Below are 15,605 nucleotides of genomic sequence, written 5' to 3' on the forward strand. Positions count from 1 at the left end.
ACAAATCGGCGTGTTTATTGGGTCCATCAGCTTACGGTCTCGGAATGAAGACGCCCGCATCCGTGACAGTTCTCGTGACGGCGTTCGTGGTGCTGTCGGTGGTCGGCGCCGGCGTCGCCGTCGAGGAGACGGGAACGACGCCGGTTGCGCCAGAGACGGCAGCACAGCACTCCCAGACGAGCGGCGCGAGCGCGCTTGCGCCCCGCGGTCGGTGGAACCCCGCGACGAGTCGCGGCGAGATCATCCTCGACGCCGGGAGCTACCACCGGGTCTATCAGGGCGAACGCGACGTTGACCGGTGGCGACGCGCCGCCGACGACGGCGACGTGACGGGGTCGTCGTTGGTCGGCGAGAGTGGGGCCGCCGAGGGTGAGGGACTCGACCTCTCGGGATCGATCCCGCGCAGCCAGCCGACCGGCCGGTACTCCGACGGCGGCCTCTCTGCACGGGTCGTCGAGCCACGGATCACCTCGCTTCGCCTGCTCAACCGCCGGGGTGTCGCACTCGGGTCGAACGCCACCGTTCCTCGTGACAGCCGACTGCTCCTCCGGGCCGACTGGAACTACGTCGAGGCCGAGGACGTACAGATCGACCTGCTCCGCAATGGGGTCCGCTACGAGCGTGAGGTGTTGTCGACCGACGCGTCGAGCGAGCAGTCGGCGGCGTTGCCCAGCGGGTTCCCGACCGCAGATCTGGTCCACGAGATCCAGGGATCGGGAACTACCGGCCGCTCGACCGCCGCGTGGCTGCTCGATTTCTCCGATCTGAGCACCGGCACCTACACCCTGCGGGTCGAGGGCGTCGACGACATGACCGAGGGGGAGGCCGCCCGGACCCTGACGGTCCGAATCAGCGCGGAGTCGTCGCCGACCCTCGGCCTCGACAGCCGGGACGTGACACGCGGTGAGTGGTCGCGGTACACCGTCTCTGGCGCCGACCCCGGCGACTACCACGCCGTCTCCGTCGAGCGGTCCCGGCTCCGGAGTTCGTCGACCGATCCGACTGGCCTGTTCCGTTCGGTCGGCGACGTGGTGGCGACCGGCGCCACGAACCGAGCGGCCTACGCCGTCGTCCGTATTCCCGAGAGCGGGCACGCGGTGGGTGTCGTCGACACCGGATTGCTCGACACCGGGCGGACGACGGTGCGACTGCACGCGGCCCGGCCGACCCGTGACGAGGCGGTCACGACCGTCGACGACCGGGTCGGCGGGGTGCAACAGGTCACCGTCGACGTTGCGGCGGGCGCCCTCTCGACGAACGTCGGGGAACTCACCTACACCATCGGCTCCGAAATCGACGTGCGTGGGACGGGCGAGGGCGCGGACCGGGTGGCGCTGTACGTCCGCGACGGCGGCGACTGGTACCTCCTGACCCTCGACGGCCGTGCGACGACGCGAGTCGGCTCCAACGGCGTCTGGGAGGCGCGGCGGGTCGTCCTCTCGCGGGAAGGCGACGGCGGCCGACTGCTGAGCATCCCCGGCACCCACCGGCTTGGCGTCGTCGACGCCGACGAGTTGGAGAGCGACCCGCCCCGCCGCATCTCGCGGTCGGCGTTCGCCCGCCTCCGGAGCACCCAGAAGAACATCCGGAGCGTCGCGCCCGGCCTCGCCGCCCGCCCGACCACGTACGGCGGTGAGGTCGCCGACGTCGACGACGTGACCGTCAGCGGGACCGCTGCCGGTGCGACCGAGGTTGCGGTCGTCCTCGTCGACGAACGGGGTGGGGTTCGAACCGAGCGGGTCCGTGTCGACCGCGATACCACCTTCGAGCGGACGTTCTCCCCCGACGGAATCGAGCGGGGCCGCGTCACAGCCCTCTTTGTGACCCCTGGGCGCGACGGCCGGTTCGGGAGCGGGAGCGTCCGTACGCCCGACGGGACGACGATCACCCTCGACTCCGTGAGTGCCTTCCTGCGTTACGTCGAGTCACAGCGTAACCGCGGGTTGACCGGCCAGCAGATCCTCGCCCGTCTCGACGGGCAGGTGCTGGGCGTCGCCGGCGGCGACGACCTCGCCGTCCGGGAGTCGTTCCGTCTGGCCGGACCGCGGACGACGGTGACCGACGTGGTGCCGGCGTCGACTCCCGACGCGACCGGCGTGCAAGCCGTCCCGCCCGGCGAGACGATGCTCGTGCGCGGGCGGACGAACCGGAACCCCGATGACGCCACCGTCGTCGTTGAGGTGATCGAAGGGCCGTCGGCGGCGTCGTTCCCGATGGTGACCGCGTCGTCGTGGTCGACTGACGGCGTCTGGACGGCGCGGCTGGCAGTGCCAAGCGGCGCCACGCCCGGCACCTACACGATTGAGGTCGACGACGGCGAGAACACGGTCACCCGGGCGGTCGTGGTGGAGCGGACGCCGACGGCCACCCCGACGCCGACGCCGACGGAGCGTCCGACCGCCACCGCGACGGCGACACGGACGCCGACGGCGACGACACAACCGGCCACTTCGACCGCTACCGCGACGACGGCCGCATCCCCGACGAGCGGCGGTGGTCCCGGCTTCGGGCCGCTCGCGTCCGTGGTGGCGTTCGCGCTTCTCGCGCTGGCGGCGGCGGCCCGGCGGCGCTGACGCCGTCACGCCCGGCCGAGTTCGACACCGAATCGGCGGAAGGCGGGAAGCGTCGCCGCCGCGAGCGTGATTTCGAGACCGCCGACAGCCAGGAACGCGGCGCGGTAGCCGTAGGCGTCGGCGACGAGGCCGCCGGCGACGATGCCGACGAGGAAGCCGACGCTCCCGGCGATGTTGAAGCCGGCCATGGCGACGCCGCGTCGCTCCGGGTCCGCGAGGTCCGTCACCAGCGCCAGCGTCGCCGGCGCCATGAACGCCCCGAGAACGCCCACGAGCACCATCCCCGCTTGGGCGGCCCGCAGCCCCGGCACGACGCCGACGAGAATCACTGCCCCACCGTACAGCGCCGACCCGCCGACGATGGGCAGCGTCCGGCCGATCCGATCCGAAACGACGCCGAAGGGGTACTGCAACAGGGCGAAGGGGGCGAAAAACAGCGCGAGCGTCAACCCTGTCGCACCCGGACTCAGACCGAAGACGGTGCGGAAATAGAGGGTGCCGACCAGCGAGAAGAACCCGGCGGTGAGCCGATCAGCGAAGCCGAAACAGTAGGGGAGCGCGAGCCGCGGCGTCCGGCGGAGGCCGGCAAGCGGCGACGCGCGCTCGCGGGCGTCGGGCGCCCGATCCACCACGAACGGCACACAGAGCGCCACCAAGACGAAGACGCCGCTCGCCACATACAGGGGAACGAACGGCCCCAGCGCGTAGAGTGCGCCGCCGACGGGGGCGCCCGTGGCCGTCCCGAGGCCGATAGCGATGCCCGCGGCGCCCATGTTGCGCCCGTGTGATCCTTCCAGGTCCATGAGCATCGTCATCGACAGGGAGAAGGCGCCGACGACGACTGCCCCTTGGAACGCCCGAAGCGCCAGCACGGCGGCGAAGGTCAGGCCCAGAACGCCGGGTAGGACCGCGAGCAGGGCGTAGCCGAGGGCGCCGAGCGTGGCGCCCGCGGCCACGAACGGCACTCGACGCCCGGCGGCATCGCTCGCCACGCCCCAGGGCACCGCGAAGACGACGAACGCCGCAAACTCGACAGCCAGGAACCACATGCTCGCGTCGAGGGCCGTCGTGGCGCCGAGCGCATCGACGAGCGCGTCGATCCCTGGATAGAGGAGGACCTGCGCGAACAGTGTCGCATAGACGACGCCGGCGAGCGCGACGCGACTGCGGGTCCGGGACACGACTCTCCGTCGTCGAAACGCAGGCGCCCACCGTCTACTGTCTTTCGGGACGGCGAGTTGTGACGAACTCTAGACGGAGTTCAGTCGGAGCTTGAAAAACCCATTACCCGGTGGCACACCTCGATTCGGGTATGCGTCCACCGACTCGCCCCGACACGTCCGGTCGCGCGCCGAACCACTGTCCCCGCCCGAGGAGGCTGCCATGATCCCCGCCGCGTGGCGGGCCCGCCTGGCCGCCGCCACCGTCGCGCTGACGGGTGGAATCGCCGCCGTCGCCGGGTCGTACGCCGTCGTCGGCGGCACGCCGACCTTCGTCGCGGCACCGGTCGCCAACCTGACCAACACGCTCGCGCCCGCCGCTCTCGTCACGTTCGCCATCACCGTCCTCGGTGATCTGGGGAGCAAACTGGCCTACGCGTCGGGGCTGGCGGCGACGGCCGCCCTCCTCGGTGTCGCGGTTGCGCTCGGACGGACCGCTGCGACGCGGGCCGGCCAATCCCTGCTCGCGCCAGCCGCCGTCGCCGTCGTCGTCGGCGCCCTCGCCGCCATCCTGGTCGGCGCGGCCGACTCAGCGGTCGGCGCGGCCGTCGGCGCAGCGCTGGTGACGACTGTCGCGGGCTTCGGGGCCGGTGCCGACGCCAGCCCTCGCACCGACACCGACGCCGGTGCCGCCCCCGACGACGCACGCCGGGCGCTCCTCTCGTCTGCCGCTGCTCTCGCTCTCGGCGTCGTCGGCGTCGGCGGCCGGCGGGTGCTCGCCCCTGCCGATCCCGTCCCGAGGCAACCCGTTCCGGACGACGTGGCAGCCCTGCTCGACGAGGCCGCGACGAAATCGCTGGACGTCGAGGGGTTGGAGCCGCTGGTCAGTGACCGCTTCTATCAGGTCGACGTCGCCAACGTCGACCCCGACCCCGCCCGTGAGGACTGGTCGCTCCGGATTCACGGCGCCGTCGACGAGGAGGCGACCTACGACATCGACGACGTGGAGGCGATGGACCACGACCACCGGTTCGTCTCGCTTCGGTGTGTCGGGGAGAACCTCAACGGCCGGAAACTCGACACCGCGCTCTGGACGGGCGTCCCTCTGTCCGAGATACTCGACCCCGTCGACCTCCAAGGTGAGTACGTGATGCTCCGCGCCGCCGACGGGTTCTACGAGGAGTTCCCCGTCGAAGCGCTGAGGGATGGCTTTCTGGCCGTCGGCATGAACGGTCAGCCGCTCCCACGCGGTCACGGCGCGCCGGCGCGGGCGCTGATTCCCGGTCATTGGGGCGAGATCAACGTCAAGTGGCTCACCGAAATCGAGATTCTGGACGAACCGGCGACGGGCTACTGGGAAGAGCGCGGGTGGCACGGCACTGGCCCGGTCAACACTGTCGCGAAGCTCTGGGCGCGGAACCGCCTCGACGACGGGCACATCGAGGTGGCTGGCCCGGCCTACGCCGGGACCCGCGGGATCCGGGCTGTCGAGGTGTCGACCGATGGCGGCGACACCTGGACCCAGGCCGACCTTTCAGAGCCACTCCCCGGCGAGGACGTGTGGCGGCAGTGGGTCCACCGCTACGACGCCGCCGGTCCCCACGAGGTGGTCGTCCGCGCTATCGACGACACCGGAACCGTCCAGCCGGCGGACGAGGCCGACGCCTTCCCCAACGGACCGAGCGGGTGGGTGTCCGAATCGGTCGACCCCGCGTCCCTGTGACGGGCGAACGGTTTTCCCCGTGCCACCCACACCACTCTACGGCCGCTGATGGAGAAGGCACTCTGGTACTTACTCGCCGGGACGCGCGGCGGGAAAAACCGCGCGCGGATCATCCGTCTCCTCGACGAGCGGCCGCGCAACGCCAACCAACTACACGAGGAACTCGGCCTCGATTACAACTCCGTCCGCCACCACCTCGACATGCTCGAAGATCACGACGTGATCGAGAGCGGCGATCAGGAGTACGGTCGGCTCTACTTCCTCACCGACCGCTTCGACCGACACCGAGACCGTTTCGAGGAGATCACGGAACACGTCTAACATGCCACTAATGACCCCCACGCTGTCGATAGCGAGCGCCCTCTCGGGGCTGAACATCGCGCTGCTGGCCGCGCTGCTGGTCGTCTGGTGGCGCAACTACCGACAGTTCGGCACGCCGCTTACGCTCGGACTCGTCGCCTTCGCCGTCGTCCTCGCCGTCGAAAATGTCGTCGCCATCGGCTTTTTCTTCAGCTCCGGTATGCTGTACGCCGCCGATCAGACCGCCCAGATGGCCGTCCTCACCATGCGTGCCCTGCAGTTCGTCGCGCTCGCGTTCCTCACCTACGTGACCTTGCGGTGAACATAAGTCGTCTGCGTGACATCCCTCCGTATGGCCCGCGATGCCCTCCTCGACACCGAGACGAAGATCATCGTCCTGTTCATGCTTCTCGGGCTCACGTCGTGGTATCTCGCTCAACAGGTAACGACGAGTCGCGTCGTGAGCTTCGCGGCGCTGATCGGCGTCGGCGTCCTCGCACCGACGCTGATCAACGAGTGGCGGCGTCGGCAGTCGGCGGACTAGCTCGTATCGAACGCCCCGTGATCCTCCGACGCGAGACGACTCCGCTCGTCGCCGGCGGATCGACACGGCAGCCGGTAGGCGGTGAGCGCCGCCGCCGCCGACACGAGGAAAAACTACCAACCGGGACCGACCGACTGGTCGCCGATCACTGCGTCGGCTCGACCGTCAGGTCGCTCGCGATCCAGCCGTCGGTGTTGTCGCTCTCCATGAAGACGGTGCGGCCGGGACAGCTCTCACAGACCGACACCGTCGGCCGGTCGGGAAACTCCGGTTCGGGCGCTGACTCCGACTCGTCGTCCGTCCCCGACTGGGTTCCAGTGGTCATCGCGAGTCTTTAGGGAGACCTAAAATAAAAAGGGTGTGGTTCCGACACCCCGTCTCTCACGTATCGTGACCGCGACGCATTTGTACCCGTGGATGGATCGCCCAGATATGTATCGGGACGTGCTCGGCTGGGTCGCCACGCTCCTCGCGGTCACGGTTTTCGCACCGATCTTTCTGTATCTGATCACCGGTGCCGCCGTCGGCTTTCTGGTCTCCTGTTCGGGTGGTCCGGCAGGGACGATGGTCGTCGGCGCCTCCGGCGCCGAGAGCCTGCAACTCTCCTGTTCGGCGGTTCGGACGCTGGTGAAGACGGCGGTTGCCGTCGGCGGCGGTGCCGCGGCGACGGTTGGCGTCGCCATCGTCGCCGTTGCGGATCTCGTTCGAAGCACCCGCCACTGATTCGGTGCGGCGTTTTGTGGCGTAATCGTCTCCGGCGAGTCGAAACCGGTGTGTGCCTGACTTGGCGGGGTGGACGGTCGAACCGGTGGCTCACCGGCGACTCATCTCGGATCGGGGTGGCCACCGGTCGCCGACGAGTCTGCTGTTACGCGGGTGATGATACCGGATGTACCTCCCAGCAGTCCGGACACTCCGCGTGGGTCGGCCGTTCGTCCTCCGGAGCGACAATCCGTCGCCGCGGGATCCTGGTTCCGCAGTTCGGACACCGTAACATAGGGGAGTGGGGAGCGTGTGACACTGTCCCCACTGGCGGTACGCGTTCGCCGTCGCATAGTTAATCGGCCCTTACCGGGTTTCGGGGAGTACCTGAATCGGCTTCAGAGCAGGACTCCGCCGATGACGAGCAAGCCGACGCCCGCGACGGCCGCCGCGGTGAGAAATGGCGTCGCCGCCCGTGCCGGCTCTCGGACCTTCCGCTCGTCCAGTCCATCGACGAGTCGGCCCGATCCGACTTCGATCAGGCCGCTCATGCCGAACCAAAGCACCACCATCGCGACGACGAGGTAGCCACGCGGCGAGCCCAGTAGGCTCTCGGCCGTATACCGCGTTCCCGCGAGGTGCCCGCCGGTCAGCAGGAGCACCAGCGACGAGACGCGCGACCACGTCCGAAACCGGCCGATCAGCGACCGGAGCGGCGCCGCATCGAAGTCGCCGTCCCGCGCCGCGGGCAGCAGCCCCCGCGCGAGGAAAAGTACGCTTCCAGCCCACAGCCCGGCGAACAACAGGTGTATCGCGTTTATCGCCGTGTCGATGGTCGCCATGCCCACCGCTGGGAACGCGGGTGACTTGAATCCGGGGAATCCCGCGAGCGCCGGGATCGACCGCCCGCGGTGAACCGAAACGGATTAAACGCCCGCTCTCCCATCAATGGACGAGCCGAGGTAGCCTAGCCCGGCCAAGGCGGTTGCTTCGAGAGCAACTGTCCGTCAGGACTCGTGAGTTCAAATCTCACCCTCGGCGCTTTCTTCGAACGTCCACTCGGTCGTCACGTCCGGCGAGTCGACGAGCGTCCGGTAGACGACGCAGTATCGCTCGGTCGCGTCCCGGATCGACGCCGCCGTCTCCGGATCTATCGCCCCTCGCAGCGTCACGTCCATCCGGAGCGCCTGAAATCCGACCGGCACGTCGGCGACACCCATCGTCCCCCGCAGGTCAAGGTCGCCCTCCACCGCGACCGACACGTCGGCCGCGGCGCCCATGTTTTCGATCACCGCCTGCGCGGTCAACTGCGAACAGGCCGCGAGTGCGCCGAGCAGTAGGTCACCCGAGCACGCCGCCGTGCCCGACCCGCCGGCACCTTCGTGGAGTTGTGCCTCGTAGACGGCTTCGCCAACCTCGACGCTACAGCTCGTCGTGTCCGCCCGTTCTCCCGTCGCCGTCAGCGTCACCTGCGCCGCCTCGGGGTCCCGCTCGTACGTCTCCTTCAGCGGTGCCTGTGTCTCGCGGAGGTTCTCTGTCATATGTCGACATGAAACACACAAGCTCAAAAAGGGTTCCCGCCCGCTCGGACCAGGGATATATGCCCTCTCCGCACCCACGCGCCGGTATGACACTCGGACGCGGCGTCGTGCTCCCCGACGGGCCGGTGCCCGACGCCCGCGACTTCGCCGTTCGGTGTGAGTCGCTCGGCTACGACGCCTGCTGGGTCGGCGAACTCTGGGGACGGGACGCCTTCGTCACGCTGACCGCCGTCGCCGGTGCCGTCGACGACCTCACCCTCGGGACCGCCATCGTCAACGTCTTCTCCCGATCCCCGGCGACGCTCGCGGCCGCGGCGTCGTCGCTCGCGGCTGTCGCACCGGCGGGCGTCCGCCTCGGGGTCGGACCGAGTACGCCGACGGCGGTCGAGGGCCTCCACGGGCGCGACTACGGCCGCCCGGTACGGCGTCTTCACGAGACGGCCGAACTCGTCGCCGCCCTCGCCGGCGGTTCGGGCCGCGTCGACTACGACGGCGAAACGGTCTCAGTCGCCGACGTTCCGGCGCTCGATTCCGACGTCCCCGTCTACACCGCGGCGCTCGGTCCCGCGGCCCGCCGGGCGACCGGTCGCGTTGCCGACGGCTGGCTGCCGCACAACGTCCCCTTCCAAAACTTGGCCGAGGCCTTCGAGACGGTGGCTGCGACGGCCCGCGAGGCCGGCCGCGACCCCGACTCGATCACCGTCGCCCCCTACGTCCCCGCGGTGGTCGACGACGACCCCGCCGTTGCTCGTGACGCGATTCGCGACCACCTCGCGTACTACGTCGGCAGCGGCGAGGGATACCGACGCGCCGTCGCAACGGTGTTTCCCGACGCGGCCGAGCGGGTCGCTGCGGCGTGGGCGGACGGGGATCGCGACGCCGCGCGGGCGGCCGTCACCGCCGAGATGGTCGACGCGCTGGGGGTCGCTGGCCGGCCCGAGACGGCGCGCGAGCGGTTTCACGAGGTGGCGTCACTCGGCGTGGTCGACCACCCCATCGTGGTCATCCCGGACGGCGTCGACGACGCGACGGCCGAGCGAACCGTCGCGGCGCTTGCCCCTTAGGCGGGGTTCTTCCGCGAGAGGTCGCTTCCGCAGATCGGACAGCGGTCGCGGTGGTCGTCAAACTCGCGGCCACAGCCCTGACACTGGAAGCGCCACTCGCGCTGTTCGGAGATACCCTCGCGGGCGATCACCTCGACGACGACACCGAGGTGTTCCGCGACGTTCTGCATCGCGTAGTCGTCGGTGACGAGCGTCCCGTCGAGTTCGAAGGCGGCGGCGATCAGGCGCACGTCGGTGTCGGAGAGTTCCTCGGCGTCGCCCGTCTCGACGGCCGCGCGTTCGATGGTCTCGACGGTGTTGTCGGCCGGGATGTGGATGTGCATCCCCGCGCCCTCCATCGCGTCGTAGCGGTAGGCGCTCTCGTCTTCGAGTTCCTCCTCGACGGCGGGAATCGAGGCCATCTCCTCGGTGGTGTGATACTCGTGGATGAACGCAGAAGAGTCGAGAACGTGCATCTACCGGTCGATGACGATGTAATCTTTCACGGCTTGCACGCGCGAGACGGAGACGTGGAGTCGCCCCTGTTCGTCCTGTTGGAATCGGGAGTCGGCGGCGGGAAACTCCTCGTTCGGGGAGACCAGAAGGTCGTTCAGGGCGCCCGTCTTCAGGTTCATGGTGATGTTGTACAGCATGCCGAGTTCCGTCCCGTCGGAGCCCATCACGGACTTCCCCGAGAGATTTTCGGCGAGTACGTCGGACATGAGTGGGACATTCGCGGGGATGACCTTAAACGCCACGGGGTCGTCGGCCACCCGTCGGACACCGGTGCCACGCCGGCATGTTGAAAGACTTAACTTCGGTCCACGGCTTTCCGGGAACAAGCAACGTTCTGCCGGGGGATATCATGTCAGATTCGGATACACGCGACCGACCGGACGCGCTTCGCACCCCCATCGTCGCCGTGCTTGGGCACGTCGACCACGGGAAGACCAGCCTGCTCGATAAGATCCGCGGCTCGGCCGTCAGCGAGGGGGAGGCCGGCGCGATCACTCAGCATATCGGCGCGACGGCCGTCCCCCTCGACACCATCTCGGGCATCGCCGGCAGCCTCGTCGACCCCGACGACTTCGACCTGCCGGGTCTCCTTTTCATCGACACGCCCGGCCACCACTCCTTCTCGACGCTTCGCTCCCGCGGCGGTGCGCTCGCCGATATCGCCGTCCTCGTCGTCGACGTGAACGACGGCTTCCAGCCACAGACCGAGGAGGCCATCGACATCCTCAAACGCACGGGCACGCCCTTCATCGTCGCCGCGAACAAGATCGACACCACGCCCGGCTGGAACCCACAGGAGGGTGAGCCGATCCAAGCCTCCTACGAGGCTCAGAGCGACCGCGCTCGCTCCCGTCTCGACGAGAACCTCTACGAGATCATCGGGCAACTCTCGGATGCGGGCTTCTCGGCCGATCTCTACTGGCGCGTACAGGACTTCCAGGGCAACATCGGCGTCGTCCCCGTCTCCGCCGTCACCGGCGAGGGCGTCCCCGACCTCCTGACCGTCCTCATGGGCCTCTCACAGCGGTACATGAAAGACCAGATGGCCATCGACGTCGAGGGGCCGGGAGCCGGGACCGTCCTCGAAGTCAAAGACGAGAAAGGCTTCGGGACCACTCTCGACGTGGTGATGTACGACGGGACGATACGCGAGGGCGACGAGGTGGTCGTCGGTGGGATGGGCGACCCCATCGTCACCGAGGTGCGGGCACTGCTCCAGCCCAAGCCGCTCGCGGAGATTCGCACCGAGAAGCGCTTCGACCGGGTCGATTCCGTCGCCGCCGCGGCTGGGGTGAAGATCGCCGCCCCCGACCTGGACGACGCCATGGCCGGCGCCCCCGTCCGGGTCGTCCGCGACCGCGAGCGAGCGCTCGTCGTCGCCGACGTGGAGTCCGAACTCGCAGAAATCGAAGTCGAGACCGAAGAGGAGGGCGTCGTCGTGAAAGCCGACACCCTCGGCAGCTTGGAGGCGATGGCCAACGCCCTCGTCGAGGCCGAGGTCCCCATCCTCCGCGCGGAGGTCGGCGACGTCGCGCCCCGCGACGTGGCCGTCGCCAGCACCGCCGCCGAAGCCGAACACCAGGTCATCCTCGGGTTCAACGTGGACGTTCTCTCGAACGCCGAGGCCGAGGTCGAGGAGACCGACGTGCGCCTGTTCCGCGACGACGTGATCTACCAGTTGGTCGAGGATTACGAGGCGTTCGTCGAGGAGCGCCAGCGCGCCCAGCAGGAGACGGTCCTCGATAAGATCATCCGCCCCGCTCGCTTCCAGATCCTCCCCGATCACGTCTTCCGGCAGAACAACCCCGCCGTCGTCGGCGTCGAGGTGCTGTCGGGGACGCTGAAAAACAACACCTACGTCGGCCGGTTCGATGGCAACGAGTTCGAACGCCTCGGCCAACTCAGCGGCATCCAGAAGAACAGCGAGGACGTCTCCGAGGCTCGCGCTGGCGAACGTGTCAGTGTCGCCATCGACGGCCCGACCGTCGGCCGACAGATCGACGAGGGCGACGAACTCTGGGTCGACCTTCCCGAGAAACACGCCAAGATCCTCGAACAGGAACTCGACGGCGAGATTCCGGCCGACGAACTCGAAGCACTCCAAGGCTTTCTCGACAACCACCGCCGCCGCGACCCCTTCTGGGGCAAGTAGGCGTTTTGTGTATCCGTCTGTGTAGACAATTTCGAGACTATTAGCCGCGAGTCGGGGCGACACCGCCAGATCGCTCCATCATTCTGGCATGTAACCTCCTCGTCCCGCTATGGAATTACGTACAATCACTACAATGCGGGTCGATTGAGGCCCCCCGCATCAAAATTAGGTTGCGGGGGAAGGTTACGGAGGGTCCACATGGGGGGGCAATCACGCCCCCCATGCGATTGTCCACACATATATCAAATTCTCCACCCCCCCTGTCGCGGGTCCCATATCTATTTGAGTCGCAGATATTCAGACAAAAGGGCGACCCCGCCTATTCCTCGGGTTTGGTGAGGATTAGAATATTCTCCTCAACGTCGTCGTAGTCCGCAGTAGTCGCCGCCATGTTCCTCCAGAGGCGGATTTGAGGATCTGCAAAGCCTACACGCTCCTCGGCCAGTTCTGCGAGGATTTCAGCAGTCTTCACCTCCACCTGCCAATAGCTCCCCGAGTCACCCACCACGTAGGCCGCTTTCCCACCCTCCGCCATCAAGTCGTATACCTGTTCAAAGTGGTGGAGCATTCCCGCGAAGTATTCCTCTATGACCCTGGGGTAGTATTGGCCGAAGCCGTGAGAGATGTTATCCTCCTCAATGATGTTCTCCATCTCGGAAATGATACCATCAATACGGTTATTCTCACGGATGTTGGTTTGCTCTCCCTCATCGTCAGCCACGTAGATATTCTTCGTGTGGCTTCGGATGTTCATTTTCTTGATTTTTTGAAGATCCTTGTTATCGTCACACACCCCAAGCCAAATCAGTTCGAGACGTTGGTTGCGGGTGTAATCATGTTCCGCAGGGTAGGGTGGAGACGTAATCAGGTAATCAATCTCGCCCCCGTGTTTGTCGGTGTTTAGCAGTCGGGATTCACTTCTGAGGGTGTCAGCCAACTTACGGGCATCTGCCCGAAGAATCTCCGTTTCACCAGGTCCGACTTTCCCGCTCTCAATAGCCTCCTGTACCTGCTCAAGATCCTGTTCCATTTTGTCGAGCTTCTTCTTGAGAATCGAATACACGTCCTTGTCGCCCTCTTGCTTGCGGTCGCGTGTAGCCTCGGGGCCGAATCTGACGTTCCCCACATTCTCGGGCAGAATGGCAATCATCGCCAAACGGAACAGGTCTGTAACTTCGTCGTCTGGCATCTCCTCGATGTGATACCGCAGAACCTTCATCTTCTTGAGTGGCTTCTCGGAGAGCCACCCCTTCGGTGTCTTCTCTGGCTCAGAGAAGTCGTATTTGCTCAGATCAATCTCCTCACTCGTAGAATCACCGAACGAGTCGAGAGTAGTGTTCCCCTCTGAAGAGATCTGCTTGAATATCGGCTGGATAGTAGATAGGAGTTCAGACCGCCGTTCGCGGAACTCATCAAGATCAACGTCCCAGTTGGTCTTCGTTCGGGCAGAGAGAACGCTTGCGGGACTTGTGTCCGTCCCGATTGCGTCAATCCCGAACTTCTTCGTCGCCAGAGTTGTGGTCCCAGTTCCGTTGAATGGATCTATGACAAGATCATCCTGCGTGATTCCGAACTCATCAACGAGACCAGTAATTATCTGGTCGGAGTAGGCGTATACAAATCGATACCAGTCGTGAATTGAGAGGTCCTTAAGCCGCGAGAGATTGCTTTGGTGTTTCAACGTTTCTGCCTCGTTGTCTTGTGAGAGGGTCATGGTTGGGATAGGCTTTTATCGTTCGCCTCTTTGCAACTGATTTGCTCTACACTTTGTATCTTCAAAGATACTCGACTTATATCTATGGACAAGTTCGACTTCGGGGTAGGAGATATGTTCATCCGCTTTGAAGCGTGATTAATGGCTGATATCGACTACAAGGAGCAAGTCAAGGTGTTCAAAGCCTTGAACTCCGAGGTCCGCCTTCGCCTTTTACGCAGAGCTACGGAAGAGAAGGCTATTTCTGCCCCCGATCTTGCTCAGGAAGATGAATTTGAAATCACCCCTGAGAGCATCGTTAACAACCTCAACCAGCTTGAGGAAGCAGGGTTCTTGGAGTCCTCCGACGTTCGGGGTCCAGGCAATCGCCCCCGAAAGGAGTTCAGTCTGAAGGGTAAGGGCCGAAGCCTCGTCTTTGAGGTCATAGAGGACGACTACTTGTTTACCTTCGAGGAGGCGGACGTAGCCAACTATTGATTTTCTTTTCCGTACGTCGAGTATCTTCAAAGAGTTCCGTTAATAGCTTGCGTAGAAACATCAAAATGACGATACGTTTAGCCGCCCCCGAGGTGGATCGGTATGTATCGATGGCGAAGTACGAACCAATCATCAAGTGGGTTTTCGAGACACAGGCCGAAGAATATGGGACAGACGAAGAAATCCCATTCAGTCGAAGCCACATTGAGGATGCAATGGAGGAACTGGAGATCAGTGTTGGAAACGTGCCAGACATCCCGTATGCGTACAGAAGCCGACGCCCTCTCCCCGACGAGATTGCTGAACACGGTTACACCGCAGTCATCATTGACGACACTCGGGAGGGAGAAGATCCCACCTACATGTTCACCAAGACGGAGCAACTGATCCCGATCCCCGAGGTCGTGGATCAGACCCATCAAACTAGCACCTCTGTTCTGCCCGAAGCAGTACAAAAATACATCGGGAAAGACGAACAGGGTGCCCTCACCCAAGTTCGCTATGCTGGTCTGCTAGACGACTTCACAGAACTGGACACGTACCATCTTCAGTCACACCTTCGTATGAGGGTGAAAGGGAGAGAAGCCGAACTTGACGACTTGTATGTAGGTGTGGACCACGATGGTGACCATCATGCGCTAGCCGTTGAAGCCAAGGGGGAAGGCGAGACTCTGAACAAGAACCAACTGATTCGGAACACGCGCGGCATAGAGGAAAAGAATAGGTACCCCGATTCGGTTCGAACCCTCGCCGTCAAACTGGATGACGACGGGTTCTTCTACCTCTTCGAGTTCGATATTTCCGAGGATAATGAAGGCAACGACAGGGTAGAGACAAACAGAGTGTGGAAATACGAGTTCAGGTCGGAGTAGGCGTACGCGAACGGATACCAATTGTGGATCGAGCGCTCCTTTAGTCGTGCGAGACTGCTGTTTCAGCGTTTCCAGCTTATTGTCTCCTGCCAGGGTCACGGTCGGGATCGTGGTTGTGAGTAATCGTCGCTTGACGCCGCCATCCCACCTCGCTGTCTCTGGATATCCAGCTCATATTATTCGGAAAACTTTCAAAGATACTTCCTTGGGGTTCTCACGAGGTTCGCTAGACGCTTTCGGTACACTCGGAGAAACTTTTTAGTTCAAAAGCCGACGAATATCATACGA

General features: G+C 65.1%; 17 protein-coding genes and 1 tRNA gene. 11 read left to right on the forward strand and 7 right to left on the reverse strand.

Going from position 1 to position 15,605, the window contains the following annotated elements; genetic code table 11:
* Nucleotides 1-44: 44 nt before the first annotated feature.
* Nucleotides 45-2,573 carry an HVO_2072 family ArtA-dependent S-layer glycoprotein gene (csg, locus tag NO878_RS11480; protein ID WP_256406131.1) on the forward strand — a complete coding sequence of 843 codons (2,529 nt, stop codon included), beginning with the start codon at nt 45-47 and terminating at the stop codon, nt 2,571-2,573.
* Between the two features lie 5 nt (nt 2,574-2,578).
* On the opposite strand, the gene NO878_RS11485 is transcribed toward csg, so the two are convergent.
* The gene (locus tag NO878_RS11485; RefSeq protein WP_256406132.1) at nt 2,579-3,754 is read right to left on the reverse strand and encodes an MFS transporter; all 1,176 of its coding nucleotides are present in this window, start codon (nt 3,752-3,754) and stop codon (nt 2,579-2,581) included.
* A gap of 202 nt (nt 3,755-3,956) precedes the next feature.
* Between NO878_RS11485 and NO878_RS11490 the strand changes: the two genes are divergently transcribed.
* Genes NO878_RS11490 through NO878_RS11505 form a run of 4 tightly spaced genes read left to right on the forward strand, consistent with a single transcriptional unit; the run spans nt 3,957 to nt 6,300 of the window.
* A complete protein-coding gene (locus NO878_RS11490) occupies nt 3,957-5,456 on the forward strand; it encodes a molybdopterin-dependent oxidoreductase (protein ID WP_256406133.1) in 1,500 nt (499 codons plus the stop codon).
* Nucleotides 5,457-5,504: 48 nt separating this feature from the next.
* Entirely contained in the window at nt 5,505-5,777 is a 273-nt protein-coding gene (locus tag NO878_RS11495; RefSeq protein WP_256406134.1) for an ArsR/SmtB family transcription factor, read from the forward strand.
* Between the two features lie 10 nt (nt 5,778-5,787).
* Nucleotides 5,788-6,078 (forward strand): DUF8036 family membrane protein, encoded by a 291-nt coding sequence (locus tag NO878_RS11500; RefSeq protein WP_379823204.1) that lies wholly within the window; start codon nt 5,788-5,790, stop codon nt 6,076-6,078.
* A 30-nt stretch (nt 6,079-6,108) separates the two neighbouring features.
* Nucleotides 6,109-6,300, forward strand: a complete 192-nt coding sequence (locus NO878_RS11505) for a DUF7987 family protein (RefSeq protein ID WP_256406136.1) — start codon at nt 6,109-6,111, stop codon at nt 6,298-6,300.
* A gap of 145 nt (nt 6,301-6,445) precedes the next feature.
* Here the strand turns inward: NO878_RS11505 and NO878_RS11510 are convergent, their stop codons facing one another.
* Nucleotides 6,446-6,625 (reverse strand): hypothetical protein, encoded by a 180-nt coding sequence (locus NO878_RS11510; protein WP_256406137.1) that lies wholly within the window; start codon nt 6,623-6,625, stop codon nt 6,446-6,448.
* A 107-nt stretch (nt 6,626-6,732) separates the two neighbouring features.
* On the opposite strand from NO878_RS11510, the gene NO878_RS11515 reads away from it, so the two are divergent.
* Nucleotides 6,733-7,023, forward strand: a complete 291-nt coding sequence (locus tag NO878_RS11515) for a hypothetical protein (RefSeq protein WP_256406138.1) — start codon at nt 6,733-6,735, stop codon at nt 7,021-7,023.
* 377 nt (nt 7,024-7,400) lie between these two features.
* On the opposite strand, the gene NO878_RS11520 is transcribed toward NO878_RS11515, so the two are convergent.
* Nucleotides 7,401-7,844 carry a CopD family protein gene (locus tag NO878_RS11520; protein ID WP_256406139.1) on the reverse strand — a complete coding sequence of 148 codons (444 nt, stop codon included), beginning with the start codon at nt 7,842-7,844 and terminating at the stop codon, nt 7,401-7,403.
* 114 nt (nt 7,845-7,958) lie between these two features.
* Here NO878_RS11520 and NO878_RS11525 point away from each other — a divergent pair.
* Nucleotides 7,959-8,043: transfer RNA gene (locus NO878_RS11525), tRNA-Ser, on the forward strand.
* On the opposite strand, the gene NO878_RS11530 is transcribed toward NO878_RS11525, so the two are convergent.
* Complete coding sequence (locus NO878_RS11530) at nt 8,025-8,543, reverse strand: OsmC family protein (RefSeq protein ID WP_256406140.1); 519 nt, start codon at nt 8,541-8,543, stop codon at nt 8,025-8,027. The two genes, NO878_RS11525 and NO878_RS11530, sit on opposite strands and share 19 nt — an antisense overlap.
* Nucleotides 8,544-8,629: 86 nt before the next feature.
* Here NO878_RS11530 and NO878_RS11535 point away from each other — a divergent pair, with 86 nt between their 5' ends.
* Entirely contained in the window at nt 8,630-9,607 is a 978-nt protein-coding gene (locus NO878_RS11535) for an LLM class flavin-dependent oxidoreductase (protein ID WP_256406141.1), read from the forward strand.
* On the opposite strand, the gene NO878_RS11540 is transcribed toward NO878_RS11535, so the two are convergent.
* Together NO878_RS11540 and NO878_RS11545 are read right to left on the reverse strand one after the other, a co-directional pair.
* Nucleotides 9,604-10,062 carry an NOB1 family endonuclease gene (locus NO878_RS11540; RefSeq protein WP_256406142.1) on the reverse strand — a complete coding sequence of 153 codons (459 nt, stop codon included), beginning with the start codon at nt 10,060-10,062 and terminating at the stop codon, nt 9,604-9,606. The two genes, NO878_RS11535 and NO878_RS11540, sit on opposite strands and share 4 nt — an antisense overlap.
* A complete protein-coding gene (locus NO878_RS11545) occupies nt 10,063-10,308 on the reverse strand; it encodes a PRC-barrel domain-containing protein (protein ID WP_256406143.1) in 246 nt (81 codons plus the stop codon).
* Nucleotides 10,309-10,451: 143 nt separating this feature from the next.
* On the opposite strand from NO878_RS11545, the gene infB reads away from it, so the two are divergent.
* Nucleotides 10,452-12,254: a translation initiation factor IF-2 gene (gene infB / locus NO878_RS11550; protein WP_256406144.1), complete on the forward strand. Its 1,803-nt coding sequence runs from the start codon at nt 10,452-10,454 to the stop codon at nt 12,252-12,254.
* Between the two features lie 319 nt (nt 12,255-12,573).
* On the opposite strand, the gene NO878_RS11555 is transcribed toward infB, so the two are convergent.
* The gene (locus NO878_RS11555; RefSeq protein ID WP_256406145.1) at nt 12,574-13,968 is read right to left on the reverse strand and encodes a site-specific DNA-methyltransferase; all 1,395 of its coding nucleotides are present in this window, start codon (nt 13,966-13,968) and stop codon (nt 12,574-12,576) included.
* Between the two features lie 141 nt (nt 13,969-14,109).
* On the opposite strand from NO878_RS11555, the gene NO878_RS11560 reads away from it, so the two are divergent.
* A complete protein-coding gene (locus NO878_RS11560; protein ID WP_256406146.1) occupies nt 14,110-14,445 on the forward strand; it encodes a winged helix-turn-helix domain-containing protein in 336 nt (111 codons plus the stop codon).
* A 110-nt stretch (nt 14,446-14,555) separates the two neighbouring features.
* Entirely contained in the window at nt 14,556-15,317 is a 762-nt protein-coding gene (locus NO878_RS11565; RefSeq protein WP_256406147.1) for a hypothetical protein, read from the forward strand.
* The last annotated feature ends 288 nt before the right edge of the window (nt 15,318-15,605 follow it).

It is taken from the genome of Haloplanus ruber (assembly GCF_024494725.1).
In the GTDB taxonomy this organism is placed as follows: domain Archaea; phylum Halobacteriota; class Halobacteria; order Halobacteriales; family Haloferacaceae; genus Haloplanus; species Haloplanus ruber.

Excerpts from the sequence above, each read along its gene's own strand:
- NO878_RS11535 (WP_256406141.1), top strand. The coding sequence starts at position 8,630 with ATGACACTCGGACGCGGCGTCGTGCTCCCCGACGGGCCGGTGCCCGAC.
- NO878_RS11560 (WP_256406146.1), top strand. The coding sequence starts at position 14,110 with ATGGCTGATATCGACTACAAGGAGCAAGTCAAGGTGTTCAAAGCCTTG.
- NO878_RS11540 (WP_256406142.1), bottom strand. The coding sequence starts at position 10,062 with ATGCACGTTCTCGACTCTTCTGCGTTCATCCACGAGTATCACACCACC.
- infB (WP_256406144.1), top strand. The coding sequence starts at position 10,452 with ATGTCAGATTCGGATACACGCGACCGACCGGACGCGCTTCGCACCCCC.
- NO878_RS11510 (WP_256406137.1), bottom strand. The coding sequence starts at position 6,625 with ATGACCACTGGAACCCAGTCGGGGACGGACGACGAGTCGGAGTCAGCG.
- NO878_RS11520 (WP_256406139.1), bottom strand. The coding sequence starts at position 7,844 with ATGGCGACCATCGACACGGCGATAAACGCGATACACCTGTTGTTCGCC.
- NO878_RS11545 (WP_256406143.1), bottom strand. The coding sequence starts at position 10,308 with ATGTCCGACGTACTCGCCGAAAATCTCTCGGGGAAGTCCGTGATGGGC.
- NO878_RS11490 (WP_256406133.1), top strand. The coding sequence starts at position 3,957 with ATGATCCCCGCCGCGTGGCGGGCCCGCCTGGCCGCCGCCACCGTCGCG.
- NO878_RS11565 (WP_256406147.1), top strand. The coding sequence starts at position 14,556 with ATGGCGAAGTACGAACCAATCATCAAGTGGGTTTTCGAGACACAGGCC.
- csg (WP_256406131.1), top strand. The coding sequence starts at position 45 with ATGAAGACGCCCGCATCCGTGACAGTTCTCGTGACGGCGTTCGTGGTG.
- NO878_RS11505 (WP_256406136.1), top strand. The coding sequence starts at position 6,109 with ATGGCCCGCGATGCCCTCCTCGACACCGAGACGAAGATCATCGTCCTG.
- NO878_RS11495 (WP_256406134.1), top strand. The coding sequence starts at position 5,505 with ATGGAGAAGGCACTCTGGTACTTACTCGCCGGGACGCGCGGCGGGAAA.
- NO878_RS11530 (WP_256406140.1), bottom strand. The coding sequence starts at position 8,543 with ATGACAGAGAACCTCCGCGAGACACAGGCACCGCTGAAGGAGACGTAC.
- NO878_RS11500 (WP_379823204.1), top strand. The coding sequence starts at position 5,788 with ATGACCCCCACGCTGTCGATAGCGAGCGCCCTCTCGGGGCTGAACATC.
- NO878_RS11555 (WP_256406145.1), bottom strand. The coding sequence starts at position 13,968 with ATGACCCTCTCACAAGACAACGAGGCAGAAACGTTGAAACACCAAAGC.
- NO878_RS11515 (WP_256406138.1), top strand. The coding sequence starts at position 6,733 with ATGTATCGGGACGTGCTCGGCTGGGTCGCCACGCTCCTCGCGGTCACG.